This is a genomic window from Methylobacterium adhaesivum, from assembly GCF_022179065.1.
GTDB lineage: Bacteria > Pseudomonadota > Alphaproteobacteria > Rhizobiales > Beijerinckiaceae > Methylobacterium > Methylobacterium adhaesivum.
On the sequence record NZ_BPQD01000007.1, the window covers coordinates 359,556 to 383,055 of the forward strand.

Genomic DNA, 23,500 nt, shown 5'->3' on the forward strand with positions numbered 1-23,500 from the left:
GCTAGATAGTGCCTATCGTCGCCCCGAATGGAAGCGGTGACGCCAGCCCTCCTCAAGCCTGCGCTCCTCCGCGCTCTCCTCCGGGACGGGTTCCAGACGCAGCAGAATCATCGCGAAGCCACTCTGTTGTAGGTATACCTGCTCGGAGAGGACCGGCGCGCGAAGGTCGCGCGTTACATCGATCCATAGATCGGGACTGCACGTGGCTATGTCGCTCGGGATATCCGGCCGATGCGAACTGCTGTGGTAGAGCGAGTGTACCGGGACCGGGCTGCCGACCGCGCAGATGATGGCCGGGAAGGAGAGGCTGCGGTAGCACCGCTGCACCCGGCCGTTGCCCGCCACGACGATGGCGATCCGCTCGGGGTGGTACTGCACGTAGGCCCGAGCCGCCGTCTCCCTGCTGACCCCGAAGTCGCGCGCCAGCGCAAGAACGTGCTGCAGATCGGCCCCGGGAAACGCCGCCATGGCCTTTCGGAGCAGGTGCGGGGGCATTAGTATGAGCGTGGCGAAGCGGTTAGCCTCCACCTCCCTGCGCTGCTGTTGGTCGCCCTCCTTAGCCGTGAGACGCAGCAGGTCAGAACTCTTGCATAGGAACCGGCCGGGCTGATCCGGAACGTGTTGCGCCATTAGGAAGTGGCCGAGTTCGTGCGCGATGGTGAAGCGACGACGCGGTTCGCCCCCTCGCTTGGCGAGGATGGTTCCTTCGGACCGTTTGGCGTCTGTGACGAGGCCCCCCTCGAACTCGTCAGTATCGAGATCATCGATCCCTACGATGCCTAAGCGTACACAGAGCTCTTGGATCGGCACGGGCACCGGAAGGTTCGGCTCGGCCTGTAGGATGCGTTTGACGAGCGCCTCAGGCGAGCTCGCGCCCACGAGAGCCTTCCTGCTGATCGGCATCCGAAGCGCCCCTCCCTATCCTCAGGTCGATCCATAAGGCGGCCACGCACCCGCAATCCCAAGACTGGACTGCTCTGTTCGTGCTGGAGTAGCCCGCCAACGCCATCGCAAGCAAAGGCTTTGCGGAAGGGGTACGTCGGGCGCTACGCTGCCCTTGGCATCGGCGAGGCCGAGATCACCCGATGCTCGGGTAAGCCGCTACGGCGGCGAACGTTTGCCCCGAGCGGCCTGCTTCGAGCGCGTAGGCGGCTGAAATCAGGCTCAGACGCTCGGCTTGCTCAGTCCGAGATGCCCGTGCGCCTCAGCGGGCGTCATCAATCGGATGGACGCATCGGAAAACCCTCGCTCGCGTAGCTCCGCCCGTTGCTGATTCGTGATCATCAACGACACGGAGTGAGCTGAGGCAAGCGGGGCAGTCGTACCGGCCGTGAAGGCATCCTGAGCTTGACGCAGGCCGTCGAGGAAAGATTCCTCTATGGCCGCTTGGCTGAGGAGCGCTCGGATATAATTGTCAGCCTCTACCATCAAAACCATTTCCTGCTCCGCGCCGTGGGCAGCACAATGCCATCCTGACATGGCACCATGGCGAACGCTCGGCCGAGCGCCCTACATTAAGAAGGTGGCCCGGCAGCATCGAGCGGAGACGCGATGCCGTGCATCTCCCGCCGTCCGGAGGCAATCGTCCGGAGCTTATCGATATCGAACGACGGCAATTTGCGAATGGCGGTAGCCTTAGCCTTGAGAGTCACGTCCCCGTAGCTCTCTGCCACCGTGCGCCCGGCATGTCCCATGATCGCGTTGTAGACGCGCGGATTAATCTCAGCCTCCTCGCAGATCGTCGTGAAGAGGTGTCGCCAGCCATGATTCGGCTGAACGTTCGGGTCGGGCACGATGGGCCGAACGAACTCTCGCATCCGATTCAATAGGCCAGCGAGTGGGCCGAGCACATCGCCCCCTTTGCCGGGTGTGAGAAAGAGCGGCCCCTCGACGCTTGCCGCCACGAAGGCGGGAAAGCCAAGCTCGACAAGTTGCTGGTGCAGTACGACGTCCCGCGCCTCGTCGGTCTTCACCGTACCAGCCTCGGGCGTAATGCGGATGACCCACAGATCGTCCTCGCGGCGGAGGTCCTGTCGGCGCAACTGGCCTATCTCACCGACGCGCGCGCCGCTGAAAGCGCAGAGCCACGGAAGCCAACGCTTCGCGGCAGCCGTGCGTGCATCCTCTCGCTCACCGGGAGTGTACTGCAATGCTGCCGAAAGGATCGCGTGAACCTCGGCCTCGACGAAACCCTTCGCCCGCAAGCGCTGCTTTTTGCTAACCTTGATCGTCAGCTTAGATGCCGGATTTTCTGGCAGCTTGCGATTGATGACCGCCCAGCCAAATAGCGTTTTCAGCGCTGCAAGATCGCTGTCCTTCACCGTCTTAGCGGACGGCACCCTGCCGGTGGACTTTGAGGGTGTTGCTAACCGGTGATCTTTGAAGGCGACGATATCCTCAGCTGTCACCCGCGTGGCGTCGTCGTGTTTGAGAAAGGCAACGAGGTAGCGGACCGTCTTCTCGTAACTCTCGTGCGTGCTCGGCTTGCGACCTGCTGCTTTTGCTTCCTGCCACCATGCCTCAAACAGGCCGGTCAGCGATAACGGTTTCGCACCTCCGCGCTGCATCGGCGAGCGCAAGGGTGCCGGGAGCACATTTGACGATGTGCCAACCTGACCGTTGGCTATCTCGGCAACGTCACGCGCGAGCGAATCATCAAGGACGATTTCACCTTGCGCGGCTCGACCAAGTGTCAGGCTTGCCCTCTGAAGCGCGGCACCTACCGCCTTCGCTAGTTTCAACCGGTCCCATTCATCGATGATGAGGCCGTGACGGGCGAGGATCCTATCGGCCTCGTCGAAGCTCCGCTGCCGCATTGACCGCGAAAATACGTTCGTGATGGGCAATGAGCCGGGTACGCCCGGCTGCGCTTCAATCTCGGGCAGCGGTGCAGCCGTCCATAGCGTCGCGTAGAGCTCAGCGTGCCATTCAAGTTGGAAGCTCGGATCGTCGCGATGCCGGGTCAACCATTCATCGTGGGCTGTAGCGGCAAGGACATGAGCTTCTCGCTCCGTCAGGTTGCGCGGACCGGCTCGGAGATTAGCCCAACGAGCTTCAACCTCTGCCGAGTGCTTAGCGTAGCGGACACGGGCCTCGGCGGGATCCTTCGTCCTAAGGCTCGCAAGCTCCTCGGTCTTGCCGACGAGTGCACGTAGGTCCTTCGGCACGACGCGCCGGAACCAAAAAACACCGGTCGTCGGATGGGGCCACGGCTGAGACATTCTGAGGGCCATCTGTATCACCCGATTGTATCACTCGGGCTGCCCTAAGTCTCTGATTTTGCTGTTTGCTTTTGCGGATCAGCGGCTTAGCCGGCTGATGGTGCCCAGGAAAGGACTCGAACCTTCACCTCTTGCAAGACTGGTACCTGAAACCAGCGCGTCTACCAATTCCGCCACCTGGGCTCGCCGGGGCCGCTTGCGGCGCCGACGAGGGTTCGTTTAGGCGGAGCGGGGGCACCCGTCAATCGGGATTTTGGCGCCCGCCCCGTCTTGTTGCCGTCAGGCAGCGGGCCAGTCGCGGATATCCACGAAATGGCCGGCCACCGCCGCCGCCGCCGCCATGGCGGGGGAGACGAGGTGGGTGCGGCCGCGATGGCCCTGGCGGCCCTCGAAGTTGCGGTTCGAGGTCGAGGCGCAGCGCTCGTTGGGGCTCAGGCGGTCGGCGTTCATGCCGAGGCACATGGAGCAGCCCGGCTCGCGCCAGTCGAACCCCGCCGCCTTGAGGATGCGGTCGAGGCCCTCGGCCTCCGCTTGGGCTTTCACGAGGCCTGAGCCCGGCACCACCATGGCGGAGACGTTCGCGTGGACCTTGCGGCCCTCCACCACCTTCGCCACGGCGCGCAGATCCTCGATGCGGCCGTTGGTGCAGGAGCCGATGAACACCCGGTCGATGGCGATGTCGGTGATCTTCGTGCCCGGCGTCAGGCCCATGTAGTTGAGGGCCTTCTCCTTCGACTGGCGCTTGTTCTCGTCCGGAATCGCAGCCGGATCCGGCACGGCGCCGGCGACCGAGACCACGTCCTCGGGGCTGGTGCCCCAGCTGACGATGGGCGGGAGGTTGGCCGCGTCCAGCCGCACCTCGCGGTCGAAATGCGCGCCCTCGTCCGAGACCAGGGTGCTCCAATAGGCGCAGGCGCGCTCGAACGCCTCGCCCTGGGGCGCCTTGGGGCGCCCCTTCACGTACGCGAAGGTGGTGGCGTCGGGCGCCACCAGACCGGCGCGGGCGCCGCCCTCGATGGACATGTTGCAGATGGTCATGCGCCCCTCCATCGAGAGGGCGCGGATGGCGGAGCCCGCATATTCGATGACGTAGCCGGTGCCGCCAGCGGTGCCGATCTCGCCGATGATGGCGAGGACGATGTCTTTCGCCGTCACGCCGGGCGGCAGGATGCCGTCCACGGTGACGCGCATATTCTTTGCCTTCTTCTGCAGCAGCGTCTGGGTGGCGAGCACGTGCTCCACCTCCGAGGTGCCGATGCCGTGGGCCAGCGCCCCGAAGGCACCGTGCGTCGAGGTATGGCTGTCACCGCACACGATGGTCTGGCCCGGCAGGGTGAAGCCCTGCTCGGGGCCAATGACGTGAACGATGCCCTGGCGGCGATCGAGCGCATCGTAGAACTCGATGCCGAAATCGCGCACGTTCTCGGCGAGCGCCTCGAGTTGGATGCGGCTCTCCGGGTCCTCGATGCCGAAGCTGCGGTCGGAGGTCTGAACGTTGTGGTCCACCACCGCGAGGGTCTTCTCCGGATGCCGCACCCGGCGCCCGGCAACGCGAAGCCCCTCGAACGCCTGCGGGCTCGTCACCTCGTGGACGAGGTGACGGTCGATGTAGAGGAGGCTGGTGCCATCCGGCTCGACATCGACGACGTGGTCGTCCCAGATCTTGTCGTAGAGGGTGCGCGGCGCGGTCATGGTCGGGTTGTCTTCGCGTTTCTCGGCGGGCATCGGTGCCCAGGTTTCCTTTAGTAATGTTCCAGACCGCCCGGCGGAAGTGGGGCCGGCGGCGCCCCGCGCGGATGGCTGCGCCGAGCCTTGCGCATGACCGGGGCATCCGGGCCCGTCACTGGACCGTCCCCGGCCCGAACGCTAAAGCGGATTTGTGCTCCGGGGAGAGCGCCGCTCGAAGCCGCGAAGGTCCGTCATGCCGCCCGTCGATCTGCTGCTGCTCAAACCCATGCAGCCGAGCGTGATGGAGGCCCTGGCGGAGCGCTTCACCCTCCACCGGGCCGACACCGCTCCGGATCTCGAGGCGTTCTACGCCGAGGTCGGCCCACGCATCCGCGCCATGGCGACGGGGGCCCAGGCGCCCGTGGACGCCGCCCTCCTCGCCCGCCTGCCCAACCTCGAGATCGTGGCGAGCTTCGGGGTGGGCTACGACACCATCGACACCGCCACCGCCGCCGCGCGGGGCGTGGTGGTGACGAACACCCCCGACGTGCTGTCCGACGAGGTCGCCGATCTGACGCTCGGCCTGCTCCTCGCGACCCTGCGCCAGATCCCGCAGGCGGACCGCTACCTGCGGGCAGGGCACTGGCCGACGAAACCCTACCCCCTGACCCCGACGCTCCGCGGACGCACCGTCGGCATCCTCGGCCTGGGGCGCATCGGCCGGGCCATCGCCACCCGCCTTGAAGGGTTCGGCGTGCAGATCGCCTATCACGGCCGCCGTCGGCAGGCGGACGTGCGTTACGCCTATCATGCCTCGCTGCTCGATATGGCGCGGGCCGTCGACGTGCTCGTGGTGGTGGCGCCCGGCGGGCCGGAGACGGACGGCCTCGTCGATGCCGGGGTTCTCGCAGCCCTCGGGCCGCAGGGCATCCTCGTCAACGTGGCGCGCGGCAGCGTGGTGGACGAGGAGGCCCTCGTCGCCGCCCTGAAGGCCGGCACGATCCTGGGCGCCGGCCTCGACGTGTTCGCCCGTGAGCCGCACGTGCCGGCCGACCTCGTGGCCATGGACCACGTGGTGCTCCTGCCCCATGTCGGCTCGGGCTCGGTCCACACCCGCGAGGCCATGGGCCGCCTCGTGGTCGACAACCTCATCCACTGGTTCTCCGGCCGGGGACCGCTGACGCCGGTGCCCGAGACGCCCTGGAGCGGGAGGACGTGATCCGAATCCCGCCGGCCCGCATCCTCGGCCTCCTGGCGCTCCTCGCCCTGGGGGGCGCCGTCCGTGCGCAGGACATGCCCGCCGCGCAGGACGCGCCGGCTCTCGACGGGGCATCGCCCCCGTCCGCCCCCTTCGTCGAGAGCCTTCCGAAGGACATCGCCGGGGTGCCGGGCACCTGGGACCTGTCGCGGGATGGCAGCACGAGGCGCTGCGTCATGACCCTGTCGGGCGAGAGCGGGGAAGCGGGCCGGCGCCTGTTCTTCCCCGCCGGGTGTCGCCGCGCCCTGCCGATCCTGAACGGGATCGCCGGCTGGCTGTTCACCGACGGGACCTTGCGCCTCGTGGACAAGAATGTGCGGCCGATCCTGCCGTTCACCCGGAGGCCGGACGGACGCAGCCTCGTCGCCCTCACGGAATCCGGCGAGCGTTACAGCCTCGTCCCCCTGCAGATCGTCGCCATGGTGCCGGCGGTGCCGGAATCGGGGATGCCGGCGAACCCCGTGGCCCCGGCGCCCCCTCCCCCGCCGGGGAGCTCCGCGACGCCGCCGGAAACGGATCTCGGCGGCGAGCCGCCCCCGGCCGGCCTCTACACCCTCGACCGCTACCGCGACCCCGACACCTGCCGCCTCGAACTCACCCAGGGGTCGGAGCCGGCCCCCGTGCGCGTCCTCGACGGCTGCCGCGACAGCGGCCTGAGCGTGTTCGATCCGGTGTCCTGGCGCTTCGTGCGGGGGCGGCTCACCCTGAACGCCCGGCGCGGTCACACGGTCTCCCTCATCCCCACGGGGGACGGACGCTGGCGGCGCGACCCGGAGGTGGGCACCACCTTCGTCCTGCGCCGGATCGACCCTGCCCGGTAACGGCGGGTTTGCCCGCCGCGTGCCCGCGGATTATGCCGTGGCGATGCTCACCGTCGCCGCCCTCTACCGTTTCGTCGACCTGCCCGACGCGGATGCGCTCCGCGCGCCCGTCGAGACCCTGTGCCGCGATCTCGCGATCACCGGCACCCTGCTCCTCGCCCGCGAGGGGATCAACGGCACGGTGGCGGGCGAAGAAGAGGCCATCGCGCGCTTCCTCGACGCCCTGCGCGCCGGTCCGCTGTTCGGCGGGCGCCTGCGTGACCTCGACGTGAAGCTGTCCTCTGCGGAGGCGCCGCCGTTCAGGCGCCTCAAGGTCCGGGTCAAGCCCGAGATCGTGACCTTCGACGGCGGCGTCACCCATCCGGCCCTCGCGCCCGCGAGCCCCGTGGCGCCGGGGGCCTGGAACGCACTCCTCGACACGCCGAACCTCCTCCTCATCGACACCCGCAACGGCTTCGAGGTGGCGTTGGGGAGCTTCCCCGGCGCCGTCGATCCCGGCACGCGCCGGTTCAGCGAGTTTCGCGCCTACGTCGACGGCCTCGATCCGGCGGCGCACCCGAAGGTGGCGATGTTCTGCACGGGCGGCATCCGCTGCGAGAAGGCCGGGGCCTACATGCGCGCGCGGGGCTTCGCCGAGGTCCACACTCTGGAGGGCGGCATCCTGCGCTACCTCGAAACCGTACCGGACGCCGAGAACCGCTGGACGGGGGATTGCTTCGTGTTCGACGGCCGCATCGCCCTCGGCCCCGCCCTCGTCGAGCGGCCCGACCATGCCCCGGAGACCCTGCGATGAACGAGCCCGACCTCGGCACCCGGATCGATGCCCTCGAGATGCGCCTGACCGAGCAGGACGCCGTCATCGACGATCTCAACGCCACCATCACGGCGCAGTGGCGCCAGATCGACGCCCTGTCGCGGCGGATGGCCAAGCTCGTCGAGGAAATCGAGGAGGCGGGCAGCCGCCCCGGCTCGAACGCCCCGGAACCGCCGCCGCCGCATTATTAGGCTTCGGCGGGTGGCCTACTCCCCGACGCTCGCCTGGCTCACGAATTTCGTGGTGAGATAGGCCTCGATGGCCTCCGAGCCGCCCTCGCTGCCGTAGCCGGAATCGCCGACGCCGCCGAAGGGGGTCTCGGGCAGGGCCAGGCCGTGGTGGTTGATACCGATCATGCCGCTGCGAACCCGCGCGGCGACCTCGGCCGCCCGCGTGACGGAGCGGGTATAGGCGTAGGCGGCAAGACCGTAGGGCAGGCGGTTGGCTTCCGTGTAGGCGGCCTCGTCGTCGGAGAACCGCTGGATGAGGGCGACGGGGCCGAACGGCTCCTCGTTCATGATGCGGGCTTCCGTCGGCACGTTGCAGAGCACGGTGGGGGCGAAGAAGTTGCCGCGATTGCCGAGGCGATGGCCGCCCGTGCGCAGCTTTGCCCCCCTGGCGAGGGCATCGGCGCACAGGGCCTCCATGGCCTCCAGGCGGCGGGCATGGATGAGCGGCCCCATGGTGGTCTCGGGGTCGAGGCCGTCACCGACGCGTCTGGATTCGGCGAAGGCCACGAACCCATCGCGAAAACGGTCGTAGACGGCCTCGTGGACGAGGAAGCGGGTGGGGGCGACGCACACCTGGCCGGCGTTGCGGAACTTGTTGGCGCTCAGAACCGCGATGGCCTGTTCGACATCGGCATCGGCGAAGACGAGGGCCGGGGCGTGGCCGCCGAGTTCCATGGTCGCCCGCTTCATGTGGCGGCCGGCGAGGGCCGCGAGCTCCTTGCCCACGGGAGTCGAGCCCGTGAACGACATCTTGGCGATGACCGGATGCGGAATGAGGTAACCCGAGATCGCGGCCGGATCGCCGTAGACGAGGGAGAGCACGTCGCCCGGCACCCCGGCGTCGAGGAAGGCGCGCACGAGTTCGGCACAGCTCGCGGGCGTGTCCTCCGGCCCCTTCAGGATCACGGAGCAGCCGGTGCAGAGGGCGGCCGAGACCTTGCGCACGGCCTGGTTGATGGGAAAGTTCCAGGGCGTGAAGGCCGCCACCGGCCCCACGGGCTGGCGCAAGACCATCTGGACGACCCCGTCCGCGCGGGCCGGGATGATGCGGCCGTAGGCGCGCTGGCCTTCGGCCGCGAACCAGTCGATGACGTCGGCGCCGGCCAGGGTCTCCATCCGCGCCTCGACCAGCGGCTTACCCTGTTCGAGGGTCATGATGCGGGCGATGGCCTCGACGCGCTGGCGCAGGAGGTCGGCCGCCTTGCGCAGGATCTTGCCGCGCTCGAATGCCGAAACGCGGCGCCACGCGTCGAAGCCCCGTGCCGCCGCCGCGAGGGCGCGGTCGAGGTCCGCTTGCGTCGCCACGGCGCAGGTGCCGAGGGTGTCACCGCTCGCGGGATTCAGGACCGGCAGGGTGTCGCCGTCCGCGCCATCGGTCCAGGCGCCGGCGATGTGCAGGCTCACGTTCGGATAGGTCATCGGCGGCTCCCGTGCGGTTGAACGGCACGGGGGTTGTGTGCCGTTCGCGCAAGCGCCGCAAGCCGCGGCATCGAAAACCGGGAGCGGCTCAGGCCGCCATACGGCGGGCGACGGCGGCGTCGGGTCCCGCGAGGGTGACGGTGCCACCCCGCGTCGCCTGCAGCGTCCCGCCCTTCGGCACGACCTGCCAGCCCTCGCGACAGCCGTCGATGGGCTCGGAGACCACCACGAGACCGGTTTCGGTCTGGCGATAATACAGGCTCGGCGGGCGGCCGTCGCAGGCCCAGCGATACGCCGTCAGGGTTTCGCCGTCGGTGACGACGGCGGTGAAGCGCAGCGGGTCGGCCGCGTCCGCCGCCCGCATGAGGTCGCGCACCGTCGAGAGGGTGCGGGCCATGGCGCCAATGGGGTCCTCGGCCAAGCCGTTGGCGAGGGCGAGGAGGAAGATCGCCTCGGAATCCGTGCTGCCGCGCCGGACGTCGTAGAGCGCATCGGGGATCAGGGCTTCGAGCCGGCGCTTGATCTTGAGGTAGCCGCCGATCTGGCCGTTGTGCATGAAGAGATGCCGACCATGGGCAAACGGATGGCAGTTCGCCCGGGTGGTGGCGGTGCCCGTCGAGGCGCGCACATGGGCGAAGAACATCCGCGCGCGAACCTGCTGGCACAGGTTGACCAGATTCTCGTCGGACCAGGCCGGGCAGACGTCGCGATAGAGGCCGGGTTCCGTCCGCTCGCCGTACCAGCCGATGCCGAAGCCGTCGCCGTTGGTCTCGGTCTTCGCCTCCGTCGCGTGCAGCGACTGGTGGACCAGGGAATGCGTCGGCGCACAGACGAGGTCGGTCAGGAAGACGGGATCACCGGAATACGCGAGAAAACGGCACATGGCAGGCAGACACCCCCTGTGGGATTCGGGCGGGGTGTCTCCGATCCGCCGATCCGCGACCCCGCTTCGCGTATCCCGGCCGTGCCATCGTCGAGGTCCCGATTCTCGGGCCGCAACGGTGAACGGAACGTTAATCCACCGCCCCAACGGCGCCCGTACACACGACGCAAGAGATGGACCGAATGGTTCGCGACGATGGACCCGCACCATGGCGAGAAGACGATGCCGCCGGACCGGGCAATGACGAGGGCGCGACCGTTGCGGGAACCGCATAGCCGAATTCGCATTTGCGACCCTTGCCCAGCGCGGCGTGGCAGAGCAGCATCACCTTCAAAGAATCAGCACGGCAGCCGAGCATTCCTGCCCCGGCATCCCCACGCCGCCGCGCGACACCCGTCCTTGCTTCCATTCATCAGAGAAGGAGACTTCATGGTTCAGTCCCTGCCCGTGCCGACTTGCCCGATCGCCCTCGTGGTCGAGGACGACGCGGCGGTGCGAGACCTCGCCACGGCGGTGCTCGAGGAGAGCGATCTCGATGTGATCGCCTGCGCCAGCGCCGAAGCGGCCATCTCCGTGCTTGAGCGCGCCGGCGGTCATGTCGCCCTGCTGTTCGCGGACGTGAAACTCGGCGCCGGTATGGACGGGATCGATCTTGCCACGGCTGTCGGCCGGCGCTGGCCGGATGTGCGGGTGGTCCTGACTTCGGGTGGCGACGCCAAGGGCGCCGGCCGCATCCCGAGCCGCGCGGTCTACATGCAGAAGCCCTGGCGTGCCCTCGACGTGCTGGTCCAGGCCGAACACGCCACCATGGCCGCGCGCGCGGCGTAAGGATCAGCGGCCGCCGCATCTCCGTGGTGGCCGCGCGAACATACGAAAAGGCCCGACCGCGCGAAGCGACCGGGCCTTTTCGAAGACGGGTGCGATCCGCAGGATCGAGCCCGAAAAATGCGACTTAGGCAGCGCCGCCGACGGCGGGCAGCACGGTCGGAGCGGTCGGCGCGAACGGCGAACCACCGGGACGACGCGGTGCACCGGCGCCGAAACGGGGCTTCGGCTTCGGAGCGGCGATCAGGCCCTCGCGGATGGCGGTCTTGCGCGCCTGCTTGCGGGCGCGGCGGACGGCCTCGGCCTTCTCACGCGCCTTGCGCACGGAGGGCTTCTCGTAAGCCTTGCGCTGCTTCATCTCGCGGAAGATGCCCTCACGCTGCATCTTCTTCTTGAGAACGCGGAGAGCCTGATCGACGTTGTTGTCGCGAACGAGTACCTGCAACGGTCTAGATCCTCTGAGACATAGGTTTGTTGTCGGACGGCGTCGACCGTGAGGCCCATCGTGCTCTCGGTGAGAGATGGAACCGACAAACGCCCCGGACCCGGAATTCGCTTCCGGGCGGGACGTCGATCGGACGGCCTCGAATCGGCGCAGAAACTGCACTTGGGGGAGGCTCATACACGAAGCCCCGTCGAGTTCCAACCACCGGAACGCGATTCTGACATCCGTGTGTCATCCGCGCTCCGCCCGGCGCGACCGGAATACGGACGTTCCGCCTCAGGCGTGCGACTGGATGAAGTTGCGTACGAGCGGGTAGGTCTGGCTCTCCCACTTTCGCCCCGAGAACACGCCGTAATGGCCCACGCCCGCCTGGAGGTGATGGCTCTTCATGTGCGGGGGAAGGCTGGTGCACAGGTCGTGCGCCGCCATGGTCTGGCCGACGGCGCAGATGTCGTCGCGCTCGCCCTCGACGGTCATGAGGGCCGTACGCCGGATCGCCCGCATGTCGATGGGATTGCCCCGGTAGGTGAGCTCGTTCTTGGCCAGGGTGTAGTCCTGGAACACGGTCTTGACCGTCTCGATGTAGAACTCCGCCGCCAGATCGAGCACGGCGAAATACTCGTCGTAGAAGGTCTCGATCTGTTGCGCCTTCTCGGTCTCGCCGTTGGCGAGGTGCCAGAACAGGTCGGCATGTCCTTGCATGTGCCGCTTGGCGTTCATGGAGACGAAGGCCGACACCTGCATGAAGCCGGGATAGACCCGGCGGCCGGCACCCTTGTGTCGCGCGGGCACCGTCGAGATGAGGTTCTTTTCGAACCACGCGATGGGCTTCGAGGTGGCGAGGTGATTCACGGAAGTCGGGCTGATGCGACAGTCCACCGGCCCGGCCATGAGGGTCATGCTGCGCGGATGCGCGGCATCTTTCGATTGGGCCATCACGGCGGCGGCGGCCAGCGCCTGCACGGCCGGCTGGCAGACGGCGACGAGATGGGCGCCCTCGCCGATGGCCCCGAGGAACTGCACGAGGTGGTCGACGTAATCGTCGAAGCCGAAGGCTCCGGCGGAAGCAGGCACGTCGCGGGCGTTGTGCCAGTCGGTGATGTAGACGTCGTGATCGGCGAGCAGGGTCCTGACCGTTCCCCGCAGGAGCGTCGCGAAATGCCCCGAGAGGGGCGCCACCACGAGCACGGGGGGCTGAACGGTGTCGATGTCCTTGCGGAACCGCAGGAGGGTGCCGAAGGGCGTGGCGAACACGGCCTCCTCGATCACCGGCACGTCGCGATTGCCGACCCGAACGGAGTCGATGCCGTAAGCCGGCCGGGTGAAGGTAAGGCCGGCGCGCATCATCATGCGGGCCCCCGCCGACCACCACGACAACGGCTCCCGGTAGCCGGCGGCGGTCCATGGCGAGACCGCGTCATGGACCAGACGCCCCCATGCGCGGGTCTGTTCTGCCAGATCCGTCTGGGCATCGAAGGCACGATAAAGCATGACGCTCGAACTCCTACGCGGACGACCGGTTCGCGAAACGTCCGTGTGGGACGGGCAAGGCGAGAACCTTGCCATCGGCGGGGCGTCAGGCTGATCTAGGTGAGTCGCCAACGCAACGGGCATGGTGAACAATCCCCCGTCGCTGTGGTACGCCTGCATCATACCGTTCTTCCCGCCGGGCCGGCCGATATCGACCGGCAAGATAACGCCGAACTCCTTGTTCGAAGGTTGCACCCGGCACCTGAATGCCGCCCGTACGGCCTTAGACCCCGGTTTGCCGGTGGTTCGGCACGAGTCTTGGATCACCCCGGCCTCGGGCCCCGGACGATGCCGAGGTCGGACCACAACCACCGGGGACCCCTCATGACGGCGGCGACACTCACGATTTCGAGTCGCAACTATTCGTCGTGGTCCCTGCGCGGCTGGCTCGTCTGCCGGATGGCGGGCCTCGACTTCGAGACGGAGCTGCTCTCGGGCAACGACGCGTCCACCCGCGCCGAGCTGCTCCATCTCTCGCCGTCCTTCCTCGTGCCACGCCTGTGCCATGGCGACATCGTCGTGTGGGACACGCTGGCCATCGCGCAGTACCTCAACGAGATCCGTCCCGAGGCCGGCTTCCTGCCCAAGGACCCCGTGGCCCGGGCCCATTGCCGCTCCATCGCGGGCGAGATGCATGGCGGCTTCATCAACCTGCGCTCGGCCCTGCCGATGAACATCAAGGCCCGGCACACCCGGTTCCAGATCTTCAACGGCGCCCGCGGGGACATCGACCGCCTCGTCACCATCATGGAGGAGTGCCTGTCGCGCTACGGCGGCCCCTACCTGTTCGGCGAGGCGCCGAGCCTCGCCGATGCGATGCTGGCCCCGGTCTGCTCCCGGTTCGTCACCTACGCCGTGCCGGTCTCGGCCGGGGCGGCTGCCTACCGCGACACTATTCTGGCCTGGCCCCTGATGCAGGAATGGATCGAGGCGGCGCTGGCCGAACCCGACGAGATCGAGGAACTCGACATGGAGTTCTGATCCCGCTCCGGGATCACTCCGCCGCCATGCGCTCGGGTGCCGGCCGCACCGCACCCGCCGCCAGGGGGAGCTCCAGGCGGGCGACGAGGCCGCGCGGCTGCCGGTTCTCCAGGATCAGGCGGCCGTCATGGGCTTCCGCGATGGCCGCGACGATGGACAGGCCGAGGCCGAAGCCGCTCGCGGTGTCGAGGTTGCGGGCCCGGTCGCCGCGCACGAAGGGCTGCAGCATCGCCTCGCGCTCCGCTTCCGGGATGCCGGGACCGTCGTCCCACACTGCCACCACCACCCGGTGCTCCGCCTGGGTGATGTGCAGGCGCGCGCCGCCGCCATACTTCACGGCGTTGTCGACAAGGTTCGTCACCGCGCGCTGCAACTCCTCGGGCCGGCCGCGCACGAGCACGTGACGGGTCGCCGCGACGCCGACATCGGCCCCGACATCCGCGAAGGCGTCGCTCACGGTCTGGACCAGGGAGGCGACGTCGATGAGCGTCACGGCGCCCTCGCCGCCCGTCTGACCGTCGCGCACGAAAGACAGGGCCGTCTCCACGAGGCCGTTCATCTGGTCGAGGTCGCGCAGGGTCATGGTCCGGGCGTGGTCGTCCTCGATGAACTCGGCCCGCAGGCGCAGGCGCGTGATCGGGGTCCGCAGATCGTGGCTGATGGCCGCCAGCATCTGGGTGCGGTCGTCGACGAGGCGACGCACCCGGGCGCGCATGCGATCGAGGGCCTGCGAGACGGCGATCACCTCCTGCGGCCCGTTCTCGGGCAGGGCGACCACGTTCATCCGTGTGCCGAAGGCTTCCGCCGCTTGCGCGAGGCGCGCGAGGGGCCGGGTGAGGGCACGGGCCGCCCACATGGTGATCAGCGACAGGACCACGGCGAGGAACAGGAAGGTGACGACGATGGCCCCCTGGCGGATCGGCGGGCGGTCGTCGTCGGGCACGAGGGCGGAGAAGCGGGCGCCACTTGGCGTCACGACCCCGATCCGGATGCCGGGCGGCGTGTCGGCGGCCCCGAGATCGGAGAGGGTCAGGGGCCGGCCGAACCCGTCGCGCACGCGCTGCACCACGGAATGCGCCGCGAGGGCCTCGCTCGCCGTGCCGGCGGGGGCCGAGTCGGGCCAGGGCGCGATCCGCAGGGTCGGCAGGGTCCTGGCGGCGGCGTGCAGGAGGGCGTCGCGCTCCGCCGGCGCCGTGGCGTCGAGGAGGCGCGCGAGGGTGGCGATCCGGGTGGCGGCGACCCCCGGATGATCATCGGGCCGCCACGGCTCGCGCAGGGTGAAGAACGCCAGCGTCGCCACCGCATGGGTCACCACCATGGCGGCGACGATGAGAAGGGCGATCTGCCCGGCGACGCTGCCGGGCCACAGGGCGGTGAAGCGGAGTTTGGCGGGGCTCCTCATGTGCGCGTGACCTCCGGCGTGAACAGGTAGCCGCCCGAGCGGATGGTGCGGATGATCTCTGGGTTGCGCGGATCGCGCTCGATCTTCTGGCGGATGCGGCTGATGAGGACGTCGATGCTGCGCTCGAACGGCCCAGCGGCGCGCCCCTGGGTCAGGTCGAGGAGCTGATCGCGCGAGAGGACGCGGCCCGGGCGCAGGCAGAGGGCGTGGAGGAGATCGAACTCCGCCCCCGTGACGGCGATGCGCGCGTCCTCGGGGCTGACGAGCTGGCGCAGGGACACGTCGAGGGTCCAGCCGAGGAAGTTCAGGCTGCGCACGCCCGTCTCGTCCTCGCCGCCCGAGCCGCGCCGGAGGATGGCGCGGATGCGCGCCAGGAGTTCGCGCGGGTTGAACGGCTTGCCGAGGTAATCGTCGGCCCCGATTTCGAGCCCCACGATCCGGTCGATCTCCTCGGCCTTGGCGGTGAGCATGAGGACCGGCACGTTCGAGGTCGTGCGCAGGCGGCGGCACAGGCTCAGGCCGTCCTCACCGGGCAACATGAGATCGAGGACCACGAGGTCGACGCGGGCTTCGCGCAGGGCCTGCTCCATGGCGGGTCCGTCCCCCGCGACGGTGACGCGGCACGCGTTGGCCCGGAGATAGCGCGCCACCAGGGCGCTGATCTCGCGGTCGTCCTCGACCACGAGAATATGAGGGGTCGCGGGCTGGGTCATGACGCGGGGCGCGGGCTCGGAACGGTTGGGTGTCTTGTTATGGCGGCTCATGCGGCCCGGGCGAAGGGGCCGGCGTCCGCCGATTTGTAAACGGCTGTTTCCGGGCCCACCGACGGATTGCCGGATGACGCGCCGATTCTTATGTCGTGCTCGGTAGGACGCCGGTTTCCGTGAGGCTCACGGATGCGGATGGCGCCCCCTTTCGGGAGACGACCGATGCAAAGCTCCGACCGTTCCGGCTCCAACCGGCTGTTCGACGATTTCGCCCGCCTGATGACGGACGCCGCCGGGGCGGCGCAGGGCGTTCGCCGCGAAGCCGAGACCGTGGTCAAGGCACAGTTCGAGCGCCTCATCCGCGACATGGACATCGCCTCGCGCGAGGAACTCGACGTCCTGCGCGACATGGTCGCCGCCCTGCGCAGTCAGAACGACGCCCTCGCCCACCGCGTCGCCGTCCTCGAAGGCAAGTCCCCGGCAGGTGCCTCCCCGGCAGGCGCCTCCCCGGCGGGTCCGGCATCGGCGGCCGGCGCCACCGAGACTCTTTGAGCGGTTCGATCGAAAAACCGCGTGCTGCACGTTTTCCAGGCGGCCGCGCTTGTGCACAGGAAGGAACGGTGGACGGTCGCTTTCCTGTTCACCGACTTCCAGGCGCGCTTTGAAAGCCGAGTCCGGCGCGGTCTATAGTGAGTCATGACCTGATTCGCCTCTGCCCCGAACCACCCTGTTCCGATCACGACTGAGATCGAACGCAACCGTTACGCGGATGCGGTCCGCCGGTCGGGGGAAGAACGGTTCCGGGGCGTGAGACCACAACACAGCACGCCGCCGATCCGTGCCGGATCGACACACTGGACCGCCATGACCCAACTCCACATCGAAGATCACGACCGGCACGAGCATCCCCTCGACATCGTCGAGCGCCTCGCGTCGCTGCGCGACTGGATCTTCGACCGGGCCGAAACCGACGAGATGTCCGTCTCGGTCGCCGGGCGCTGGGCCGATTACCACGTCGCCTTCACCTGGATCGAAGACGTGGAGGCCCTGCACGTGGCCTCGGCCTTCGACCTCAAGGTGCCCGAGCGGCGGCGCACGGAGATTCTGAAGCTCGTCTCCCTCGTCAACGAGCAGCTCTGGGTCGGCCATTTCGACCTATGGTCGACGGACAGCGTGGTGATGTTTCGCCACTCGCTCCTGCTCACTGGCGGTTCGGCGCCGACACAGAACCAGTGCACCATGATGCTAAAATCGGCCGTGGACGCGTGCGAGCGCTATTACCAGGCGTTTCAGTTCGTGATCTGGGCCGGCAAGTCGGCGCGCGAGTCCCTCGACGCCGTGCTGTTCGAGACCGAAGGCGAAGCGTGAGCCGGCTTCCCGCCTCCCTCACCCTCGTCGGCGCCGGCAAGATGGGGGGCGCGATGCTGGCCGGCTGGCTGGACGGCGGCCTCGATCCGGCCCGCACCACGGTTCTCGATCCCCACCCCTCCCCTGAACTCGACGCCCTGTGCGCGGCGCGCGGTCTGGCGCTCAACCCGGCCGAGGTGCCGGCCGCCGAGGCCCTGGTACTGGCCATGAAGCCCCAGGGCCTCGATGCCGCCGCGCCGGGGCTGGCGGAGCTTGCGGGGCCGGACACCCTTGTGGTGTCGATCCTCGCGGGCAAGACCATCGCGGATCTATGCACCCGCCTGCCCCGGGCCCGCGCCGTCGTCCGGGCCATGCCGAACCTTCCGGCCAGCATCGGCCGGGGCGTCACGGGCGCCGTCGCGAGCGCGGAGGTCGACGCGACCCGGCGCGCCGAGGCGGATGCGCTGCTGGCCAGCGTCGGCGCCGTGGAATGGCTCGACGACGAGGGGCTCATCGATGCCCTGACCGCCGTCTCGGGATCGGGTCCGGCCTATGTCTTTCTCCTCGCCGAGGCGATGGAAAGGGCCGGTGTTGCCGCCGGCCTGCCCGCCGCCATGGCGGCGCGCCTCGCCCGGGCCACGATCTCGGGCGCGGGGGCGCTCCTCGATGCCACGGACCGCCCGGTCGGACAACTCAGGCAGGACGTGACCTCCCCCGGCGGCACCACCGCGGCGGCCCTTGCCGTGCTCATGCGCGCGGGCGGCGTGCCCGACCTCATGCGGGAGGCCGTGGCGGCGGCGCGGACGCGGGCGGGCGAATTGTCCGGATGAGGCGTTTGCCCTAACGGCCCCACCGCTCCCACCCTACATGGAGAGGAGACGGACGAGGATCGCAGCCGCAAGGACCGCCCATGCCCACATCATCCGCAACCGATACGACCGGGACCGACGTCGCGGTGGCGACGCCGAAGCTCAGCCCGCGCGAGGCCGCCGTCGAGGCGCTGATGCGGCTCGCCGCCGAGCAGCCCTGGGACGACATCGAAATCGGCGACATCGCCCGCGAGGCGGGCCTGAGCCTCGCCGAATTTCGCGAGCTGTTTCCCTCGAAGGGTGCCGTGCTGGGCGGGCTGGCGAAGATCATCGACCGCAAGGTGCTGGAAGGCGACAATACCGACCTTGCCGACGAGCCGACCCGCGAGCGCCTCTTCGACGTGCTCATGCGCCGCCTCGATGCGATGACCCCCTACAAGGACGCGCTGCGGCGCATCTCCTACGCGCTTCGCGGCGACCCGCTCTCGATGCTGGCCCTCAACGGCGTAGCCCTGAACTCCCACCGTTTCATGCTGGCGGCCGCCGGCATCAACACCGAGGGTCCCCTCGGACGGCTCAAGCTCCAGGGCGTGGTCATCGCCTTCGCCCGCACCGTCGAGGTCTGGCTCGACGACACGGATCCGGCGCTCGCCCGCACCATGGCGAAGCTCGACAAGGAGATCCGCAACGGCGAGCGCTTCATGGAGCGCGCCGACGACGCCCGTCGCCTCACCGCGCCGCTCCGGGCCATCGGCCGATCGTTCCTCGACCGCGGCTCACGCCGCCGCAACCGCGACACCCGCAACGACGATGAGGGCAATCCCCTCGGCGGAGACCCGGCGGCCGCCATCTGACACCAGTTCGGGTTGATCGCTCCCCGTGGCTTCCACGCCCCGGACTCCCTCTCCCCCCAGGAGAGCGCGTCCGCGTTTCATCGCCGCATAAAACTGATCACTCAAGACCGTGTGGTTCGAGCCGAATCCCTCAAACGAAGAAAGGGCCGCCCCATCGGGGCGGCCCTTTCCGTTTCGGCCGATTGCTTCTGATCAGCCGCCGATGCGGTCGGCGAGAACGGCCGAGTGGCCGTGCTGGTTGGCGATGTAGGGCAGCGCCTGGTTGGCGAACTCACGACCCTGGGCACTGTCGCCGTTGCGCGAATAGGCCTCGTAGAGACCCAGCGTCCGCGCATCCGAGCGGGCCTGCTGACGCGCGTAGGTGCGGTCGAACTCACGGGCACTGCGGGCGTTCTTGAGGGCGTCGATGCGGGCCTGACCCTCGGGGCCGATGGCGACGCGGCGACCGGGCTCACCGGGGCTGTTGTCGACGAGGCCGACGCCGCCGAGCACGCCGCCGACGACCTTCTGCGCGATCCCGGCCGAGATGGTCACGGGTGCCAGGATCACGCCCACGGGGTTGTCGAGGCGCGTCTCGAAGGGCTGGCTGTCGGAGACGACGGTGCCGCCGGCGGTGAGCGAAGTGCCCTCGGGCAGCAGAGCCTTGGTGGTGGCCTCACGCTCGACGAGGACGTGCTTGGCGTAGTTGCGGACGTTCGGATTGCGCGAGCGCTCCAGGGCGATGCGGCTCGACTCGATGCTGACCGCATCCGACTTCAGGGCGGCCGAGCGGAAGGCTGAGGTGTCGCGGGCCTCGACGGAGCTGCCATCGTATTGCGGCGCCACGCGGAACGACAGGGGCTCCTGTGCCATGGCGGGGGTGCTCAGGGCGGCGACGGAGAAGCCGAGGGCGGCGAGAAGCTTGGTGTTGATCATGGTAGAGGTCTGTCCTCACGCGCCTTGATGGCGCTTGTCGTGACTGAACGTGTTCGTCCCCCTGCAACGTTTTCTTAATGTGGGTGTTCCGGCGCCTAGCGCATGACTGTGCTGCAGCGCACCGAGGTTTTCCTCGCGCGTCCTCCCTCCATCACGCTTCCTGCTGACGTGCACCACCACCGGCATCATGCGGTCAGTGTTGTACCCTGGCGGCCACGACGGGCGATCGTTCGCGCATCCTGGGCCGTTTCGGGAACGCCGAAGAACGTTCGGCGGCTCAGTGTGCCTCCTCCCAATTCAACGCCGCCCGCGCCTCCACCACCAGCGGCACCCTCAGCGTCAGAGCCGGGGCCGGCGCCTCGACCATGATCCGCGAAATCACCGGCAGGGCCTTCGCCACCTCGTCCTCCGGGGCCTCGAACACGAGTTCGTCGTGCACCTGCAGCAGCATGCGCACATTGAGGCGGTCGGCCTTCAGGGCGTCCTCCATGCGGATCATCGCCCGGCGGATGATGTCGGCGGCCGAGCCCTGGATCGGGGCGTTGATGGCCTGACGCTCGACGCTCGCCCGCTCGTTCGGGTTGTTGGAGCGGATCTGGGGGTAGTGGCACACCCGCCCGAACAGGGTGGTGACGTAGCCGAGGTCGCGGCACAGGCGCTTGGTGTCGTCGATATAGGCGCGGATGCCGGGGAAGCGCTCGAAATACTGCTTGATGAAGGCGCCCGCCTCCTCACGGCCGATGCCGAGGCGGTCCGCCAAGCCGAAGGCCGAGATGCCGTAGATGATGCCGAAGTTGATGGTCTTGGCGCGGCGCCTGAGGTCCGGCGTCATCTCCTTCAGGGGCACGCCGAACATGGCGCTGGCGGTGGCCGCGTGGATGTCGATGCCGTCTTCGAAGGCCTGACGCAGCTGCGGGATGTCGGCGATGTGGGCCAGCAGCCGCAGCTCGATCTGGCTGTAATCGGCCGAGATCAGGCGGTTGCCCTCCGCCGCCACGAAGGCGCGGCGGATCCGCCGCCCCTCCTCCGTGCGGATCGGGATGTTCTGCAGGTTCGGGTCCGACGAGGACAGCCGGCCCGTGGTGGTGGCGGCGAGCGAGAACGAAGTGTGGACCCGGTCGGTCTCGCGGTCGGCGTGCTGCTGCAGCGAATCCGTGTAGGTGGATTTCAGCTTGGCGAGCTGGCGCCATTCGAGAATCTTCTTGGGCAGCTCATGCCCGGCCTGGGCCAGTTCTTCGAGCAGAGTGGCGGGTGTCGCCCATTGACCCGACGGCGTCTTCTTGGCGCCGGGCAGGCCCATCTTGCCGAACAGGATGTCGCCGATCTGCTTCGGGGACGAGACTTGGAACCGCTCCCCCGCATCCTCTTGGATCTCTTCCTCGAGACGCACCAGAATTTGCGAAAAATCGCCCGACAGGCGGCTCAGCATGTTGCGGTCGACGCGGATGCCCTGCGCCTCCATGCGGGCCACCACGGGCACCAGGGGGCGCTCCAGGGTCTCGTAGACGGTGACGCGCTTCTCCGCGACGAGACGGGGCTTCATCATCCGCCACAGGCGCAACGTCACGTCGGCATCCTCGGCCGCGTAGGCGGTGGCGCGGTCGAGGGGCACCCGGTCGAAGGTGATCTTCGTGCGTCCGGTGCCGGTCACGTCCCCGAAGGTGATGGGCTGGTGGCCGAGGTGCCGGCGAGCGAGCTCGTCCATGCCGTGCCCGCCCTTGCCGGCATCGAGCACGTAGGAGATCAGCATGGTGTCGTCGAACGGCGCCACGTCGATGCCGTAGCGGGTGAGCACGGCCATGTCGTATTTCAGGTTCTGGCCGACCTTGAGCACGCCCGGATTCTCCAGGAGCGACTTCAGGCGGGCGATCACCACCGCCTCGTCGATTTGGCCGGCGGCGGGCTGGAACACGTCGGTGGCCGCCTTGGCGTCGCCGAACAGGTCGCCCTCGCTCGCCTTGACGGGATCGAGGTGGCGCAGGGGAATGTAGGCGGCACGCCCCGGCGCGACGCAGAGCGAGATGCCGACGAGGTTGGAATTGATGGCATCCAGCGCATCGGTCTCCGTATCGACGGCGACCACGCCCGCCTCCTCGGCTTCGGCGATCCAGGCGTCGAGCTGCTCCACGAGGCCGATGGTCTCGTAGGCCGCCGTATCGAACGGCTTGACGGATTCGGCGGCGCGGGCCGCCACGAGATCGGCCGGGGTCGCCTCAGGAGAGCGGCGGGGTTTGGGCGCCGCATCGGGCAGGCCGAGATCGGCGAAGGGATCGACGTCGCCCCCGGGGGGCAGCGGCACGGGGTCGCCGAGCGCCTCGGCCGCGAAGGGGGCGTCCTCGGTCTCGACCCGCTGGGGCAGCAGGGCCGGATCGGGCTGCACCGCCTCCGGATCGACGTGGAGCATCTGCGCGATGCGCCGCGTCAGGGTGTTGAACTCCATGGCCTTGAGGAAGCCGACGAGCTTCTGGGGATCGGGCTTCGGAAGCCTCAGGTCGTCCAGGGGCACGGGCACGGGCACGTTCTCTTCGAGCGCCACGAGCTTTCGCGAGAGCCGGGCCTGATCGATGCTGGCGAGCAGGGTCTCGCGGCGCTTGGGCTGCTTGATCTCGCCCGCCCGTTCCAACAGGGCGTCGAGGCTGCCGTATTCCTTGATGAGGGCGGCCGCCGTCTTCAGGCCGATGCCGGGGACGCCCGGCACGTTGTCGGAGGTGTCGCCGATGAGTGCGAGGGCGTCGCCGATCTGTTCGGGCTCCAGCCCCTCCCACTTGGCGATGATGGCATCCCGGTCGAGGTTGCGCTCGGGCCGGTGGCCGGCCTTGCCCTTGGTGCCCGACTCGAAGTCGTAGAACCGCACCAGGGGGCCGACGAGCTGCATCAGGTCCTTGTCGGACGAGACGATGATGACGCCGGCACCCCGCGCCTCGGCTTGGCGCGAGTAGGTGGCGATGAGGTCGTCGGCCTCGTAGCGGATGAGCTCGATGGGCTGGAGCCCGAAGGCGCGCACGGCGTCGCGCATGAGCGGCATCTGGCGCTTGAGGTCGTCGGGCGCGTCCGGCCGGTGGCCCTTGTAGTCGGGATAGAGCTCCTTTCGGAACGAGCCCTCGGACTTGTCGAACACGATGGCCAGATGCGTCGGCATCACACCCGCCGCCCCCTCCTGCACGAACTGGGCGATCTTGGTGCAGAACAGGCGCACGGCCCCCGTGGGCAGGCCGTCGGAGGGCCGGGTGTTGTACTTCTGGTCCTGGTTGATCGACTGGAAGTAGGCCCGGAAGATGAACGAGGATCCATCCACCAGGATGATCTGATCACCGGGGCCGACGGGGGCGGAAGCGGGAAGCGTCATCGCGCGGAAGGGTCTCGCAAGGGGA

21 protein-coding genes and 1 tRNA gene are annotated in these 23,500 nt (G+C 68.6%); 10 read left to right on the forward strand and 12 right to left on the reverse strand.

What is annotated here, in order from left to right:
- Positions 1–12 precede the first annotated feature (12 nt).
- The 4 genes from MFF01_RS09115 to leuC form a co-directional block, all read right to left on the reverse strand.
- Positions 13–903 (reverse strand): ImmA/IrrE family metallo-endopeptidase, encoded by an 891-nt coding sequence (locus tag MFF01_RS09115; RefSeq protein ID WP_238224132.1) that lies wholly within the window; start codon positions 901–903, stop codon positions 13–15.
- 611 nt (positions 904–1,514) lie between these two features.
- On the reverse strand, positions 1,515–3,233 hold the full coding sequence (locus tag MFF01_RS09120) for a DUF6538 domain-containing protein (protein ID WP_238224133.1): 1,719 nt from the start codon (positions 3,231–3,233) through the stop codon (positions 1,515–1,517).
- An 86-nt stretch (positions 3,234–3,319) separates the two neighbouring features.
- Positions 3,320–3,404: transfer RNA gene (locus tag MFF01_RS09125), tRNA-Leu, on the reverse strand.
- Positions 3,405–3,500: 96 nt separating this feature from the next.
- Positions 3,501–4,913 (reverse strand): 3-isopropylmalate dehydratase large subunit, encoded by a 1,413-nt coding sequence (gene leuC, locus MFF01_RS09130; RefSeq protein WP_238224342.1) that lies wholly within the window; start codon positions 4,911–4,913, stop codon positions 3,501–3,503.
- 229 nt (positions 4,914–5,142) lie between these two features.
- Here leuC and MFF01_RS09135 point away from each other — a divergent pair, with 229 nt between their 5' ends.
- From MFF01_RS09135 to MFF01_RS09150, 4 genes are read left to right on the forward strand one after another with little or no spacing between them, the layout of a single operon-like run.
- Complete coding sequence (locus MFF01_RS09135; RefSeq protein ID WP_238224134.1) at positions 5,143–6,108, forward strand: 2-hydroxyacid dehydrogenase; 966 nt, start codon at positions 5,143–5,145, stop codon at positions 6,106–6,108.
- Positions 6,105–6,968, forward strand: a complete 864-nt coding sequence (locus MFF01_RS09140) for an AprI/Inh family metalloprotease inhibitor (RefSeq protein WP_238224135.1) — start codon at positions 6,105–6,107, stop codon at positions 6,966–6,968. Before MFF01_RS09135 ends, MFF01_RS09140 begins: the two co-directional genes overlap by 4 nt.
- 43 nt (positions 6,969–7,011) lie before the next feature.
- On the forward strand, positions 7,012–7,761 hold the full coding sequence (trhO, locus tag MFF01_RS09145; protein ID WP_238224344.1) for an oxygen-dependent tRNA uridine(34) hydroxylase TrhO: 750 nt from the start codon (positions 7,012–7,014) through the stop codon (positions 7,759–7,761).
- Positions 7,758–7,973: a SlyX family protein gene (locus MFF01_RS09150; protein ID WP_238224136.1), complete on the forward strand. Its 216-nt coding sequence runs from the start codon at positions 7,758–7,760 to the stop codon at positions 7,971–7,973. The genes trhO and MFF01_RS09150 overlap by 4 nt, the downstream gene beginning before the upstream one ends.
- Before the next feature lie 15 nt (positions 7,974–7,988).
- On the opposite strand, the gene MFF01_RS09155 is transcribed toward MFF01_RS09150, so the two are convergent.
- On the reverse strand, positions 7,989–9,431 hold the full coding sequence (locus tag MFF01_RS09155; RefSeq protein WP_238224137.1) for an NAD-dependent succinate-semialdehyde dehydrogenase: 1,443 nt from the start codon (positions 9,429–9,431) through the stop codon (positions 7,989–7,991).
- An 88-nt stretch (positions 9,432–9,519) separates the two neighbouring features.
- Entirely contained in the window at positions 9,520–10,314 is a 795-nt protein-coding gene (locus MFF01_RS09160) for a class II glutamine amidotransferase (RefSeq protein WP_238224139.1), read from the reverse strand.
- A 429-nt stretch (positions 10,315–10,743) separates the two neighbouring features.
- Between MFF01_RS09160 and MFF01_RS09165 the strand changes: the two genes are divergently transcribed.
- Positions 10,744–11,142, forward strand: a complete 399-nt coding sequence (locus MFF01_RS09165; protein ID WP_238224141.1) for a response regulator — start codon at positions 10,744–10,746, stop codon at positions 11,140–11,142.
- A 124-nt stretch (positions 11,143–11,266) separates the two neighbouring features.
- On the opposite strand, the gene rpsU is transcribed toward MFF01_RS09165, so the two are convergent.
- The gene (gene rpsU, locus MFF01_RS09170) at positions 11,267–11,584 is read right to left on the reverse strand and encodes a 30S ribosomal protein S21 (RefSeq protein ID WP_091974669.1); all 318 of its coding nucleotides are present in this window, start codon (positions 11,582–11,584) and stop codon (positions 11,267–11,269) included.
- Between the two features lie 276 nt (positions 11,585–11,860).
- The gene (locus MFF01_RS09175; protein ID WP_238224143.1) at positions 11,861–13,075 is read right to left on the reverse strand and encodes a polyhydroxyalkanoate depolymerase; all 1,215 of its coding nucleotides are present in this window, start codon (positions 13,073–13,075) and stop codon (positions 11,861–11,863) included.
- A gap of 363 nt (positions 13,076–13,438) precedes the next feature.
- Here MFF01_RS09175 and MFF01_RS09180 point away from each other — a divergent pair, with 363 nt between their 5' ends.
- Positions 13,439–14,095: a glutathione S-transferase family protein gene (locus tag MFF01_RS09180; protein ID WP_238224144.1), complete on the forward strand. Its 657-nt coding sequence runs from the start codon at positions 13,439–13,441 to the stop codon at positions 14,093–14,095.
- 13 nt (positions 14,096–14,108) lie between these two features.
- Here MFF01_RS09180 and MFF01_RS09185 read toward each other — a convergent pair whose 3' ends face one another.
- Positions 14,109–15,497: an ATP-binding protein gene (locus MFF01_RS09185; RefSeq protein ID WP_238224145.1), complete on the reverse strand. Its 1,389-nt coding sequence runs from the start codon at positions 15,495–15,497 to the stop codon at positions 14,109–14,111.
- Positions 15,494–16,210: a response regulator gene (locus tag MFF01_RS09190; RefSeq protein ID WP_238224146.1), complete on the reverse strand. Its 717-nt coding sequence runs from the start codon at positions 16,208–16,210 to the stop codon at positions 15,494–15,496. Before MFF01_RS09190 ends, MFF01_RS09185 begins: the two co-directional genes overlap by 4 nt.
- Positions 16,211–16,426: 216 nt before the next feature.
- On the opposite strand from MFF01_RS09190, the gene MFF01_RS09195 reads away from it, so the two are divergent.
- From MFF01_RS09195 to MFF01_RS09210, 4 genes are all read left to right on the forward strand, one after another.
- Positions 16,427–16,756, forward strand: coding sequence for an accessory factor UbiK family protein (locus MFF01_RS09195; protein ID WP_238224147.1), 330 nt, complete (start codon positions 16,427–16,429; stop codon positions 16,754–16,756).
- A 312-nt stretch (positions 16,757–17,068) separates the two neighbouring features.
- Positions 17,069–17,572: a type III secretion system chaperone family protein gene (locus MFF01_RS09200; RefSeq protein WP_238224148.1), complete on the forward strand. Its 504-nt coding sequence runs from the start codon at positions 17,069–17,071 to the stop codon at positions 17,570–17,572.
- Entirely contained in the window at positions 17,569–18,381 is an 813-nt protein-coding gene (gene proC, locus MFF01_RS09205) for a pyrroline-5-carboxylate reductase (RefSeq protein WP_283207174.1), read from the forward strand. Before MFF01_RS09200 ends, proC begins: the two co-directional genes overlap by 4 nt.
- Before the next feature lie 80 nt (positions 18,382–18,461).
- Positions 18,462–19,214: a TetR/AcrR family transcriptional regulator gene (locus MFF01_RS09210; RefSeq protein ID WP_238224150.1), complete on the forward strand. Its 753-nt coding sequence runs from the start codon at positions 18,462–18,464 to the stop codon at positions 19,212–19,214.
- 192 nt (positions 19,215–19,406) lie between these two features.
- On the opposite strand, the gene MFF01_RS09215 is transcribed toward MFF01_RS09210, so the two are convergent.
- Together MFF01_RS09215 and polA are read right to left on the reverse strand one after the other, a co-directional pair.
- Positions 19,407–20,129, reverse strand: a complete 723-nt coding sequence (locus MFF01_RS09215) for a DUF4142 domain-containing protein (protein ID WP_238224152.1) — start codon at positions 20,127–20,129, stop codon at positions 19,407–19,409.
- A 277-nt stretch (positions 20,130–20,406) separates the two neighbouring features.
- Positions 20,407–23,475, reverse strand: coding sequence for a DNA polymerase I (polA, locus tag MFF01_RS09220; protein ID WP_238224159.1), 3,069 nt, complete (start codon positions 23,473–23,475; stop codon positions 20,407–20,409).
- Between the last annotated feature and the right edge of the window lie 25 nt (positions 23,476–23,500).